Origin of the sequence: Pantoea sp. SS70, assembly GCF_029866845.1 — a bacterium.
Lineage (GTDB): Bacteria > Pseudomonadota > Gammaproteobacteria > Enterobacterales > Enterobacteriaceae > Pantoea > Pantoea leporis.
Genome location: NZ_CP117199.1, coordinates 494,917 through 508,900, shown reverse-complemented (window position 1 = coordinate 508,900; position 13,984 = coordinate 494,917). Strand labels below are relative to the sequence as shown.

Annotated in this window: 9 protein-coding genes; 4 read left to right on the top strand and 5 right to left on the bottom strand. The window is 55.2% G+C overall.

Annotated elements, in window-relative coordinates:
- Nucleotides 1-726: 726 nt before the first annotated feature.
- Together PO881_RS02240 and PO881_RS02235 are read left to right on the top strand one after the other, a co-directional pair.
- Nucleotides 727-6,258 carry a glutamate synthase-related protein gene (locus PO881_RS02240; RefSeq protein ID WP_280172393.1) on the top strand — a complete coding sequence of 1,844 codons (5,532 nt, stop codon included), beginning with the start codon at nt 727-729 and terminating at the stop codon, nt 6,256-6,258.
- Between the two features lie 129 nt (nt 6,259-6,387).
- Nucleotides 6,388-8,142: a sulfite reductase subunit alpha gene (locus PO881_RS02235; protein ID WP_101762289.1), complete on the top strand. Its 1,755-nt coding sequence runs from the start codon at nt 6,388-6,390 to the stop codon at nt 8,140-8,142.
- Between the two features lie 53 nt (nt 8,143-8,195).
- Here the strand turns inward: PO881_RS02235 and sspB are convergent, their stop codons facing one another.
- The 5 genes from sspB to zapE form a co-directional block, all read right to left on the bottom strand.
- Nucleotides 8,196-8,684 carry a ClpXP protease specificity-enhancing factor gene (gene sspB / locus PO881_RS02230; RefSeq protein ID WP_064737765.1) on the bottom strand — a complete coding sequence of 163 codons (489 nt, stop codon included), beginning with the start codon at nt 8,682-8,684 and terminating at the stop codon, nt 8,196-8,198.
- A gap of 3 nt (nt 8,685-8,687) precedes the next feature.
- Nucleotides 8,688-9,329 (bottom strand): stringent starvation protein SspA, encoded by a 642-nt coding sequence (gene sspA / locus PO881_RS02225; protein ID WP_008104394.1) that lies wholly within the window; start codon nt 9,327-9,329, stop codon nt 8,688-8,690.
- 329 nt (nt 9,330-9,658) lie between these two features.
- Nucleotides 9,659-10,051, bottom strand: a complete 393-nt coding sequence (gene rpsI / locus PO881_RS02220) for a 30S ribosomal protein S9 (RefSeq protein WP_007886600.1) — start codon at nt 10,049-10,051, stop codon at nt 9,659-9,661.
- Nucleotides 10,052-10,066: 15 nt separating this feature from the next.
- Nucleotides 10,067-10,495: a 50S ribosomal protein L13 gene (rplM, locus tag PO881_RS02215; RefSeq protein ID WP_007886599.1), complete on the bottom strand. Its 429-nt coding sequence runs from the start codon at nt 10,493-10,495 to the stop codon at nt 10,067-10,069.
- 238 nt (nt 10,496-10,733) lie between these two features.
- Nucleotides 10,734-11,861, bottom strand: coding sequence for a cell division protein ZapE (gene zapE / locus PO881_RS02210; protein WP_280172392.1), 1,128 nt, complete (start codon nt 11,859-11,861; stop codon nt 10,734-10,736).
- 190 nt (nt 11,862-12,051) lie between these two features.
- Here zapE and zapG point away from each other — a divergent pair, with 190 nt between their 5' ends.
- Both zapG and degQ read left to right on the top strand, forming a co-directional pair.
- Nucleotides 12,052-12,456, top strand: a complete 405-nt coding sequence (zapG, locus tag PO881_RS02205; protein ID WP_064737767.1) for a Z-ring associated protein ZapG — start codon at nt 12,052-12,054, stop codon at nt 12,454-12,456.
- Between the two features lie 104 nt (nt 12,457-12,560).
- Nucleotides 12,561-13,931, top strand: a complete 1,371-nt coding sequence (degQ, locus tag PO881_RS02200) for a serine endoprotease DegQ (RefSeq protein WP_101762291.1) — start codon at nt 12,561-12,563, stop codon at nt 13,929-13,931.
- Nucleotides 13,932-13,984 lie beyond the last annotated feature (53 nt).

Sequence of the window (13,984 nt, the reverse complement as noted above, 5' to 3'; positions counted from 1 at the left end):
TGGAGGGCCGCGCTTTTGCGAACCTTTCCTCAACATCCGGTGCTAATCAGCACCCTGGCAGCCATTCATCCTGATGGTTGCACCTCTTTATTGCATACCCATTCAATTTAAATGACTTTCTACGCATGCTTTGCGTGATTAATTTTACTAATGGCAGCGCCATTTTGATTCAAATATAACGCCATAAGAAAAACAGATACATGCTGTGTATCAACTGCCCCTAACAGCATTAAATGCTGTTATAACCCTTTCTGCCAGCATTGTTTGGATATTAGAGGGCTGGGTCACAGTGAGACGGCTCACACTTCCTGGGGGAATGCGCAGCGGGATATTGACATAAATTTACGCAACAAAGCCTTATTAATCATTTAGTTAAGTGACAAGAACGGCGATTACCCGCATTAAAGCTGGCTATTTGACCTGAGTTCGCTTTCCCGATAAGTTGGAATTCCACTGGAAGCTTTCCTGGTGGGCCTGTGTCTCGGCATATCTATGCAGCAAGAAGCCTCCCTCTGGATGCAAGCTATCTCCCGAAAGAGACCGGAATAAAAAGAGCAGCTCATTAAGGACGTGACAACAGTGTCTTGAGAGCCCTTGCTCGGTGCTGCGACGCCTGCTCTTTACTGAGCGGCACAAGAATTGATACCGCCGCGCTGGCTTACATTGTCACGCTGCGGTACACGAAATAATGCAGGTAATGTCAAAAGAAGTTTAAGGAGACTCTCAATGTCCACGCAAAAACCGAATCCCTATGGTTTGTATGACCCATCAGCTGGCAGTGACAGCTGTGGTGTAGGTTTCATTACCCGTAAGGACGGCGAGCAGACTCATGAGATTCTGCGGATGGCCCATAGCGCGCTGTGCACGGTTCCGCACCGTGGCGGCATGTCTGCCGAAGGCGTGGGCGATGGCGCGGGTGTGAACGTCGATCTCTCCCTGAACTTCTTCCGCAAGGTCACCGGTCTGGCGCTGGAAGCCGGACGTTTTGGCGTCGGTAACTTCTTTGTGCCAAAAGACGCAGAACTGCGTGCAAACGCTGAGCGTCTGGTTGAAGAAACGCTGGCGGCGCATAACTTCCCGGTATTAGTGAAACGCGATATGCCGCTGGACGGCAGCGTGACGCGCCCGGCCGCCCTGCAATTCCAGCTGCCGATTGTGCAGTGGATTTTTGCCGCGCCGCAGGAAGTGACTGAACAACTCGAATTCGAGCGCCAGATTTATCGCGCGCTGCTGGATATCGAAGCGCGCGCCTTTACCGAAAGCGAATTCGGCGGCCTCTATCCGCTGTCGCTCTCTTCGCGCACGCAGGTATTTAAAGCGCGTCTGAACTCCAACGAAGTGATTCCTTACTTCAAAGATTTGACCGATGCCGATCATCAGGTGCGCGGGCTGTTCTTCCACACCCGTTTCTCGACCAACACCGATCCGCATACCACCATGGCGCAGCCATTCCGCTTAATGGCGCACAACGGCGAGCTGAACACCGATCGTAAAAACCGCATTGCCGAAGCGGCACTGATGCTGGCGCGCGGTAAAAAAATCGTGCGTCCAAAAGGTCAGTCCGACAGTTCGCGTCTCGACCAGAGCATCCATAGCCGTTTGATGGAAGATAACCTCGACCTGATCAACGCCGTAGTTTCGATGATGCCGCCAGCGTGGGAGAACGATACCTCGCTCTCGAACGAAGTGCGCGCCATGCTCGAGTACTTCTCTTTATATGAAGAGAAGAACGATGGCCCAGCTGCGCTGATCTTCGGTAACGGTGAAGTGATCGGCGCGCGACTTGACCGCCTCGGTCTGCGTCCGCTGCGTTCCGTTGAAACCGCGGAGTACATCGGAGCGATGTCTGAAGCGGGCCAGATCGCCTTCCCACCGGAAAGCGTGCTGCGTCGTGGCCGTATCGAAGCGGGCGGCATGCTCTATTACGATCACAAAGAGAAACGCTCTTACACTACGGTTGAAGCGCTGGAAAAACTGGCCGCTGAAAAAGATTATCTGTCACTGCTGAGCAAAGCGCGTATCGATCTCGCCGACCTGCCAGAAATTCAGGCAGAGCAGCTCGGCTCGCCGCTGCGTTATCGTGGTGACCTCAAAACCTATCAACGTTTTGTCGCCTACTACTACAACCAGGAAAGCTTCAAATTCATGATGGATCCGATGCTGCAAACCGGCGCTGAGAAGATCTCAGCCATGGGTTACGGCAACGCCATCAACGGCCTGTCTGACCACGAAGGCGGCATGGCGCACTACTTCTCACAACGATTTGCCCAGGTTACCAACCCGCCGCTCGACTCCATTCGTGAAGCGGACGGCATGACGCTGCGTGTGGCGCTGGGTGCGAAGCCGCATCTCGGCCGCAGCAAAGGTCAGCAAATCATTGTTCCGACGCCAATCCTGACGCACCTCGACATGCTGCGCCTGCGCGAGCAAACCGTCGCTCCTTATGCGCGTTTCGAGATGCTGTATGAGCCGGTGGTCGGCAAAGATATCGTCAGCCGTGCGGCCAACGCCAACGCGCTGGAAAAAGCCATTGATGACTTAGCCCAGCAGGTAGTGGATTTCGCACGCCAGCAAGGCGGCATCGCGGTGATCACCGATCGTCATATCTCTTCAACTCACGCAGCGATCCCGATGCTGCTGATGGTGTCGGCGATCAACCAACGTCTGGTGCAGGAAGGTCTGCGTCTGGATGTTTCGCTGGTGGTCGAAAGTGGTCAAAGCATCTCTTCACACCATATCGCGGCGACGCTGGGCTTCGGTGCTTCTGCCGTTTACCCACTCGGCGTGCAGATGCGTGCGGAAGAGAAATTCGGTGAAGGCGAAGAAGGCAATAAAGCCTTTAAACGCTATGCCAAAGCAGCCGAAAAAGCGCTGATGAAAACCATGGGTAAAGTCGGCCTTTGTACCGTTGAGAGCTACAGCTGCGGCGAGTTCTTCGAGCCGAACTTCCTGAATACCGACGATCCGGTATTGAAAAAGTATTTCCCGAATATCAAAACGCCGGTCGGCGGCGCGGGCTTCCCGGCGATCGCCCAAATGGCGGTAGACTGGCATCAAAGCGCATTAAAAATTCAGGGCGAAGCGGAAGTGCCGTTGCTCGGCCTGTTCAAAGAGCGTGCTGAAGGCGCGGGCCACTCATACGGCACCATCGCGGTGCGTACCTTCATTGATATGACGGAACAACCGATTCGCTTTGCTAACAAAGAGCGCGAAGAGGACAACTTTATTCGTTTGATGACGCTGGCCAAACTGGATAACGCGTTCAACATCAAAGCGGAAGCCTTTAAAGACAGCAGCTTCGAGCGTATCCCAAATGAGGTGATCGACAGCTTTGCCATCACGCCAGATTACCGTCAGTTCTCCAGCCTGATGCATGCCGAGCGTAAACGCCGTCCTGCGGCGCTACGTGACATCCTCGCGCTGCCGTGCGATTTGACCCACGTAGACAGCGAAGCCGAATTCGGCCGTAAACTGGGCCGCTACTCGCTGGTGAACAACGGTTTCGCTACGCGTGGCCTGAAATGTGAAGCAGTGAACGGTAGTCTGAACCAGTTCGAGCTGCGTCTGATCGATGCCATTGCTGGCCTGAAACCGGAAAGCGAGCGTCTGGAAGCGCTGGCGCGGGCGCTGAAAACCCGTTTCACCGACGATATCGAAAACAGCAACGTGGCGAATGGCGTGCTGCACATCACCGCTTACGGCAAAGCAGCCGATTATCTGTCGCTGATCTTCACCGCGCTGCCATCGCTGCCGCTGGAAGAGATTCAGCCAGCCCACGAAATCACCCGTACCTTTGCTTCCGGTGCGATGAGCCACGGTGCGTTGGTTGCGCCGGCGCACGAAGCTGTCGCGCACGGTACGAACATGGTTGGCGGCATGAGTAACTGTGGTGAAGGTGGCGAGCACTATTCACGTCACGGCACCATCCGCGCGTCACGTATCAAGCAGTTGGCATCCGGGCGTTTCGGCGTGTGGGCGGCTTATCTTGCTGACCCAATGTTGGAAGAGCTGGAGATCAAAATCGGTCAGGGCGCGAAGCCCGGTGAAGGCGGCCAGCTGCCGGCACCAAAAGTGACCGTTGAGATTGCCGCAGCGCGTGGCGGTACGCCGGGCGTTGAGCTGGTTTCACCGCCGCCGCACCACGACACTTACTCCATCGAGGATTTGGCGCAGCTGATCCACGACTGTAAAGCCGCGCGCGTGCGCGTCATCGTCAAACTGGTTTCCTCTGAAGGTATCGGCACCATCGCCGTCGGCGTGGCGAAAGCCGGCGCGGATGTCATTAACGTCGCGGGTAACACCGGCGGCACCGGCGCAGCGTCCGTTACCAGCCTGAAATATACCGGCCGCGTTGCGGAAATCGGCATCGCTGAAGTGCATCAGGCGCTGTGTGCCAACGGCCTGCGCGACAAAGTGCAGCTGCGCTGCTCTGGCGCGCAGCAAACCGGCAGCGATGTGATCAAATCTGCCCTGCTCGGCGGCGATAGCTTCGAGTTCGGCACCACCGCGCTGATGATGCTGAAATGCGTGATGGCGAAAAACTGTAACGTCAAATGCCCGGCCGGTTTAACCACCAACGCCGAAGCCTTTGATGGTGATCCGCGTCAGCTGGCGCAGTACTTCATCAACGTGGCGCAGGAAGTGCGTGAGTTCCTCGCCCGCCTCGGTCTGCGTTCCCTGCGTGAAGCGCGTGGCCGTTCGGATCTGCTGCACTTGATGGATCACCCGCTGGAAGTCGGCAAACTGGATCTGCGTGCGATGTTGACCGTGGTGCCAGAGCAGAAAATTGCCAAGCCGGTGTATCTGGAAAAAGACTTTGAGCTGGATGATGGCTGGGTCAGCGAGCTGAAAACGCAGCTGGTTGGCGCGGCAAGCCGTGAAATCGCGCTGGGCGCGGGCATCACGCTGAACAACCGTAACAAAAGCGTCGGTGGTCAGCTGGCGATCGATATCGAACGCATGCTGAACCATGAACTCTCGAAAGAGCAGCTGGCTGCATTGCCAGCGGTGCTGAAAGACGATCGCGGTCGTCACTATCTGGCGCCAGCCACCGTGCTGATTAACACCAGCGGCTCTGCTGGCCAGTCGTTCGGCGCGTTCTGCAACGACGGCATGCAGATGAAGCATTACGGCACCTGTAACGACGGTGTCGGCAAAGGCCAGTGCGGCGGCGAGTTGGTGGTGATGTCACCAGGCGGCGGCGCACTGGATAGCGATGGCAACGTGTTGATCGGTAACTTCGCGCTGTTTGGCGCGACTGGTGGTCGTCTGTTCGTTCAGGGCCAGGCGGGTGACCGCTTCGCCGTGCGTAACTCCGGCGCAACCGCGGTAGTGGAAGGCGTTGGTGACTTCTGCTGCGAATACATGACCAACGGCGCCATCCTCAACCTTGGCACCTTTGGTAAAGGCTTTGGCAACGGCATGAGCGGCGGTTTCGCTTACCAGTACGATCCGTATGGATCGCTGGCAGCCCACGCAGCAGGTGATTCGGTGCTGTTTGGTTCTATCGCCGATGAAGATGAAATGGCGCAAGTGCACAAACAAGCGGTGCTGACCATGCTGAACTGGCATCTGGAAGCAACCCAATCGCCACGCGCGGCCTGGCTGCTGGATAACTGGGAAACCGAGTGCCACCACTTTGTTTATGTGATGCCGCGTTCACTGCTGCTGTATCAGGATGGCACCGAGATCCTGAAAGCCAAATCACGTAAAGACCTGCTTGAAGAGCTGTCAACCTCGCTGGCTGCGCATCAGGTTGCGAAGTTCAAATCAGCGTGGCGTGACGGTAAAACCATTGCCAACGGCGCAGTTCCGGCTTATGGCGCGACCGATACGCTGGAGATGTTTGTTCTGCTGAACAACTACACCGTTCTCAGCCTCGCACAGCAGCTGGCGCTGGGCAAACTGCCGAAAGGCACGGCGGTGGAAGATCCAGCAGTAGAAAAAGCGGTACGTAATCTGCTGATGACCGAAGATTTCACGCTCATCAGCAAGCTGCAACGTCATGCACGCTCGGCGATTGAGAGTTACAGCGATGACGAGCTGGCAAGCCTGATCGCTGCGAAACGAATGTCAGATTACAAAGCGGCATTAACGCAGCGCAACATTCGCTCGATGGACAGCCTGGCGACTTACGGCTGGATCATCTATCAGGATGCCTGCAACCGTGAAGTGCTTGGTCATCTGCCTGATTTTGAAGAGCTGTTTGCGCGTGCTGCACTGCCAGAAATCGCTGCTGCGGTCGGGAAACTTTCCTGATTACAGCGCCCATGAACAAGTGTAATTTTGACCTTTCCCTCACTACTTCAAGGTGCAGAAAGGCGGCAAACGCATCTGCAACCTGAAGTATGACAGGGATAAAATTTTGAACAGGATTGAGCCTTACCGATGAAAATTCCTTACATTCCTGAAGATGCACCGTTTAACGGTGAGCAGAAATACTGGCTGGCGGGCTTCCTCGCCGGTCTCCATTCGCGCCTGCTGGTATTAGAAGACAAGCAGAGCGCACCGGCTGCAGGTGCCAGCACCAATACGCAGTTGCACATCCTGTTCGGTTCACAGACCGGCAACGCTGAAGCGCTGTCGCAAACGGCCGCTAAAGCCGCACGCGCCAAAGGTTTGGTGCCGGTGGTTCAAGCGCTGGGCGAAGTGGATCTGGATGTGTTCGCTACCATGCGTCACGTTCTGATCGTCACCTCGACCTACGGCGAAGGCGAAATGCCGGACAACGCCCAGCTGTTCTGGAACGCGATTTCAGCCAGCACCGCGCCGCGTCTGGAGCAGATGCACTTTGCGGTATTGGCGATTGGCGACACCGGCTACGACGGTTTCTGCCAGGCAGGTAAATTCATCGATATGCGTCTTGAGCAGCTCGGTGCAAAACGCGTCGCCGATCGTATCGACTGCGATATCGACTTCGAAGAGCCATCCAGCGCGTGGATTGGTACGGCGATGCCGCAATTCGCCGCCAGTGCAGGCAGCAGCGGTACAGCATTAGAAAGCGCGCCAGAAGCGCCCGTCATTCCGGGCAGCAATAAGCAAAACCCCTATGCGGCTGCGTTGGTGACTAACAAGCGTCTTTCGGCAGAAGAGTCGGCGAAAGATATTCGTCACTTCGAGTTTGATCTCACCGACAGCGGTTTGAAATATGAAGCGGGCGATGCGCTGGGTGTGATCCCGGTGAACGACGCAGCACTGGTTTCACTGCTGCTGACTCAGCTCAAAGCAGATTACGAAACGCCAGTTCCCAGCTTTGATCGCAACCTCGGCGATCTGCTGACTTATCAGTTCGAAATTTCCGAGCCATCACGCAAACTGATTGAGTGGGTTGGCCAGCACACCACCAACCAGGAACTGCGTCACGTCCTGCAGCACGACGATAAAGATACCCTTGCCGTTTGGCTGTGGGGCAAAGACACGCTGGATCTGCTGCAGCTCGAGCTGACGCGCAGCCTGTCGGTGCCGGAATTCGTTGCCATGCTGCGTCCGTTACAGCATCGCGCTTACTCCATCTCGTCGAGCTCGAAAGCCCACCCAAATCAGGTACATCTGACCATTGCTTCCGTGCGCTATCACAGCAGCGGCCGCGAGCGTAAAGGCGTGTGCTCAACTTATCTGGCTGAACGTGTACGTCGCGGCGAAAAGCCGGCGATCTTCATCTCACCAAATAAAGCGTTCCGTGTACCGTCAAACGGCAATGCGCCGCTGATCATGGTTGGACCAGGCACCGGTATCGCACCGTTCCGCGCCTTCCTGCAGGAACGTCAGGCAACGGGCGCAGAAGGTAAAAACTGGCTGTTCTTCGGTGACCAGCATCAGGCACACGATTACATCTACGAAGAAGAGTTGCAGGCATGGCAGGAGAAAGGTCTGCTGACTAATCTGGATCTGGCCTTCTCGCGCGATCAGGAAGAGAAGATCTACGTGCAGAACCGCATGCTGGAGAAAGGCGCTGAGCTTTACGCCTGGCTGCAGGATGGCGCTTACTTCTACGTGTGTGGCGACGCATCTCGCATGGCAAAAGACGTTGATGCGGCGCTGTATGAAGTGGTTCGTCAGTTCGGTGGCTTGTCCAGCGAGCGCGCGGCGGCTTACGTTGATCAGCTGAAGAAAGATAAACGCTACCTGCGCGACGTCTACTAAGACGCGCAGGCATAAAAAAAACGGGCCAATTGGCCCGTTTTTTATTGCACGTTTTACTTCACCACACGCAGTGAAGGTCGTCCGCCACGCGGCGGCGGCTCATCATCTGGCGAATGATCGTCGTCAGTCGCATCATCCGGACGATCGCCATCAATCACAGACATCATTGTCTCTTCCTGACCGCTACCTTCCTGCTCGTCCGTCGCCAGCTCGTAAGCCGGTTCCGGCTCGAACATGGTGCCAGCGCCGTTTTCACGGGCATAAATCGCCAGAACTGCAGCCATCGGCACAGAAACCTGACGCGGTACGCCACCGAAACGCGCGTTGAAACGCACTTCATCATTGGCGAGGTCAAGATTGCCTACCGCACGCGGCGCGATGTTCAGAACGATCTGTCCATCACGCGCATATTCCAGCGGCACCTGCACACCAGGCAGATTGATGTCGACCACCAAATGCGGCGTCAACTGGTTATCCAGCAACCAGTCGTAGAACGCCCGCAACAGGTAAGGACGACGCGCCGTTAGTTGCGACATTTCCATACATTAGCCCCGAGCTTGCAGGCGCATTTCACGTTCTGCTTCCGTCAGTGACGCAAGGAAAGAGTCACGTTCAAACACACGCGTCATATAGCCTTTCAGCTCTTTAGAACCGGCGCCAGACAGGTCAACGCCCATCTGCGGCAGACGCCACAGCAGCGGTGCCAGATAGCAATCCACCAGGCTGAACTCTTCGCTCATGAAGAACGGTGTGCGTGCGAACAGTGGTGCAATCGCCAGCAGCTCTTCGCGCAGTTGCTTACGCGCTGCATCGGCTTCGGCACCGTTGGCGGTTTCGATGGTGCGCATCAGGCTGTACCAATCCTGCTCAATGCGGTGCATCATCAGACGGCTTTCACCGCGCGCTACCGGGTAAACCGGCATCAGCGGTGGATGCGGGAAACGCTCATCGAGGTATTCCATGATGATGCGTGATTCATACAGCGTCAGTTCACGGTCGACCAGCGTCGGTACGGTGCGATACGGGTTGAGGTCAATCAGATCCTGCGGCAGGTTATCCGTTTCAACCTGCTCGATCTCCACGCTGACGCCCTTCTCAGCCAGTACGATACGTACCTGATGGCTGAAAATGTCAGTCGGACCAGAAAACAGCGTCATTACCGAACGTTTGTTGGCAGCGACAGCCATGAAAACCTCCAAGTTTGTTCACAAAAAGATACTGCGAATAGCCAACCACGCGGCGACTCACCGGCTCATCAGATTCGCCTACCGTCAGCGTCAGGAGCATCGACCGGTCTTCCGGACAGGAACGACATGCACAACGCTGCGTCTTGCAGGCGCAAAGTGACAGTGAGTTTACCAGATTTTAAGCAGCTTGTGGGGCGGGCGTGATGATTTGCGGGCAAAATGCGGGTAAAGCTCGCGTTTTTCGTGGGAAAAAATCATTAATGCAGGCAATAAAAAACCCGCCGAAGCGGGTTTTTTGAGCCAACTGCCGCTGCCGAAGCAGCAAACAATTAACGCTTGGAGAACTGCGGACGACGACGTGCTTTACGCAGGCCGACTTTCTTACGTTCAACTTCACGCGCATCACGGGTAACGAAGCCCGCTTTACGCAGTTCAGAACGCAGAGACTCGTCGTACTCCATCAGAGCGCGTGTGATACCGTGACGGATCGCACCAGCCTGACCAGAAATACCACCACCTTTAACAGTGATGTACAGGTCAAATTTACCAACCATATCAACCAGCTCCAGCGGCTGACGCACGACCATGCGTGCAGTCTCGCGACCGAAGTACTGCTCCAAAGAGCGCTGGTTAATTACGATGTTACCGCTACCCGGCTTGATGAAGACGCGAGCGGCAGAGCTTTTGCGGCGACCAGTGCCGTAGTTTTGAGTTTCAGCCATTGCCTATAATCCCGATTAAATGTCAAGAACTTGCGGTTGCTGCGCCGCGTGGTTGTGCTCGTTGCCTGCGTAAACTTTCAGTTTACGGTACATAGCACGACCCAGTGGGCCTTTCGGCAGCATGCCTTTAACCGCGATTTCAATCACACGCTCAGGACGGCGCTCGATCATCTCTGCAAAGGTCGCTTGCTTGATACCACCGATGTGGCCAGTGTGGTGATAGTAAATCTTGTCAGTACGCTTGTTGCCGGTTACAGCAACTTTTTCTGCGTTCAGAACGATGATGTAATCACCGGTATCAACGTGCGGAGTGTATTCCGCTTTGTGCTTACCACGCAGACGGCGCGCCAGTTCAGTCGCCAGGCGACCCAAGGTTTTGCCCGTTGCGTCAACAACATACCAGTCACGCTGTACGGTTTCTGGTTTAGCTGTAAAAGTTTTCATTGAAAAGCTTACCCAAATAAAAAGTTACACGTTGGTGAAATCCCAAACGCTAAGTAAACGATTGAGGCTCACACGACCATTTTGCCCAGCAAGCCACCCCTTCAAGTGAGTTACCGGATCACATCGAGTTCTTGGGAAAGAAAACCGATGCTGTAACGTGGGGTCGCAAGATTATAGAGAAGTCGAACTCAAAGATCGAACCTTTTTGCATCTAAAACCTACGATTTATGCCACGTCATCAGGGCAGATGCGGCAGACGCAAATACTCTTCGCTCTGCATCTCCTGCAAACGCGACAAGCAGCGCTGATACTCAAACTTCAAGCGTGTGCCCTGATAAATTTCAAACAGTGATGTTTCAGCCGCGACAACCAGTTTCACGTGGCGTTCGTAAAACTCATCGATCAGCGCAAGGAAGCGGCGCGCCTGATCTTCGGTCTTATAAATCATCACCGGCACATCATACAGCAAGACGCTGTGAAAACGGCGCGAGAGCTCAATATAGTCGTGCTGACTGCGCCCTTCGCCGCACAGCGTCAGGAAATTGATCGCCAGCACGCCTTCATGCACGCCCATCGTGGGCATCTGGCGATGGTTGATTTCCAGCACCGGCGCGTCTTCACGCGCTTTGCCGGACAGCGCGCGGAACATGCGCTCCATTTCGCTATGCGTGGCATCGTTGAGCGGGAAGTTCCACAAATGCGCCGACGTTAGGGTGCGCAAGCGGTAATCGATACCCGCGTCCACATTCATCACTTCACAATGACGCTTGATTTGTTCGATGGCAGGCAGGAAACGCGGGCGCTGCAGGCCGTTGCGATAGAGCTCATCCGGCGGAATGTTCGAGGTGGCTACCAGCGAGATGCCGCGCGCAAACAGCGCTTCCATCAGCGTGCCCAGCAGCATGGCGTCGGTGATATCTGAGACAAAAAACTCATCGAAGCAGAGAATGTCAGTTTCCGCTTTAAAGCGATCGGCGACAATCAGCAGCGGATCGCTGTGGCCTTGCAGCTGCGTCAGTTCCTGATGGACACGCAGCATAAAGCGGTGGAAATGCAGGCGCAGCTTACGATCACCAGGAATTGACTGAAAAAACAGATCCATCACCCAGGTTTTACCGCGTCCCACACCGCCCCACATATACAGGCCGCGCACTGGCGCTTCGCGGGTGCTTTTCTCTTTATTCATTATCTTAGACAAGCGGCCCAACAGACCTTTGGCAGCCGGTTCAACCTGTTGCTGGCGGGCAATCAATCCTTGCTGGATGGTATCTAAGCGGGTAATCGCTTCTCGTTGTACGTCATCCGGGCGGAATTCGCCCTGCGACAGCGCCTGCTCGTAGCGTGCAAGCGGAGATGAGGTTTGCATGGTTCTCACAGAATCCCTGAAAAAGTCCGATTCACGGGTCGGTTGACGAAAATTAGGCCGCTCTACACTAAGCGATGCAGCCCGATAGTTCCACTTCCAATAGATTATTGGGTATAGTGGCTGCTATTGAAGTTGATGTTGCAACAGAAGCAATGCCCTACGAAACAACGGAAATTACACGGGAGTCATTATGACCTGGGAATACGGGCTGATTGGTTTAGTGATTGGCATTATTGTCGGCGCAGTCGTCATGCGTTTTGGCAACAAGAAGCTGCGTGAGCAGCGTAGCATGCAGTATGAACTGGAAAAATCGAAGGCTGAGCTGGCGGATTACCGCGAGGAGCTCACCAACCACTTCGCCCGCAGCGCCGAGCTGCTGGACAATATGGCGCATGATTACCGCCAGCTGTATCAGCACATGGCGAAAGGGTCTAACGACCTGCTGCCAAATCTGCCCGGCGAGAAAAATCCGTTTGCCTACCAGTTAACGGAAGCCGAAGCGGATAACGATCAGGCGCCGGTGCAGATGCCGCGTGATTACTCTGAAGGCGCATCCGGCCTGTTACGTGGCAGCGACCGCGCTCCGCGTAATTAATCCTTTTGGGGCACAGCTTAGCTGTGCCCTTTTTGTTTTCGAACACAAACCACAAACTACTGTCACACTTCTTTTATCCCTTTCGCAGCGAGAGCGTTGTAGCAATGAAAAAACAAGCACGTCTGTTAAGCGCATTAGCCTTAGGTATCGGGATGAGTTTGGCTGCGGCGCCGAGTGCGCTGGCAACTCTTCCCGCCCAGATTCAGGGACAAGCATTGCCAAGCCTGGCACCGATGCTGGAAAAAGTTCTGCCCGCAGTAGTGAGCGTGCGTGTTGAAGGTACCGACAGCGGTCAGCAGGCGCAGGATATTCCTGAACCACTGAAACGCTTTTTTGGTCAGGCACCGGGACAATCGCAGCCGCAGCCTTTTGAAGGTCTGGGTTCTGGCGTGATCATTGATGCCGCTAAAGGCTATATCCTCACCAATAACCATGTGGTCAGCAACGCCGATAAAATCAGCGTGCAGCTGGGTGACGGCAACGAATATGACGCTAAGTTAATTGGTCACGATGAACAAACCGACATCGCATTGATCCAGGTTGAAGGCGCGAAAAACCTGACGCAGGTGAAAATCGCCGACTCTGATTCGCTGAAAGTGGGTGATTTTGCCGTGGCCATCGGTAACCCGTTTGGTCTGGGTCAAACCGCCACCTCGGGCATCATCTCTGCGCTCGGTCGTAGCGGCCTGAATCTGGAAGGACTGGAAAACTTCATTCAGACCGATGCCGCGATTAACCGCGGTAACTCCGGTGGTGCGCTGGTGAACCTGAATGGTGAGTTGATTGGTATCAACACCGCGATTCTGGCGTCAAGCGGTGGCAACATCGGCATTGGCTTTGCCATTCCCGCCAATATGGCGATGAACCTGGCGCAGCAGCTGATTCAGTTCGGCGAAGTGAAGCGCGGTCAGCTTGGTATCAAAGGCACGGAAATGACCGCCGATATCGCCAAAGCGTTTAACGTTGATGCACAGCGCGGCGCCTTTGTTTCGGAAGTGCTGCCGAAGTCAGCCGCCGAGAAAGCGGGCATCAAAGCTGGCGATATCATCACCTCCATCAATGATAAGCCAATCACCAGCTTTGCTGAGCTGCGTGTGAAAGTCGGCACCACGCCGCCGGGCCAGGATGTGAAAATCGGCCTGCTACGTGAAGGCAAACCGGTCAACGTCACCGTCACGCTGGAACAGAGCGCGCAAACCACCGCCAGCGCGCAGCTGATGTCGCCTGCACTGCAAGGCGCAACGCTGAGCGACGGCGCGACCAAAACCGGTGATAAAGGCGTGAAAGTCGATGCCATTGAAAAAGGCACGCCAGCGGAGCAAGTCGGTTTGCAGAAAGATGATGTGATCATCGGCGTAAACCGCAATCGCGTCGCTTCTATTGCCGAAATGCGCAAAGTGCTGGAAGGCAAACCGCCGGTGTTGGCACTGAACGTGGTGCGCGGCGAAGAGACGATTTACCTGCTTCTGCGATAATCCTCGCAACAGGCGGACAAGCAGGTGTTTGTCCGCCTTTCTCATGCTATTCT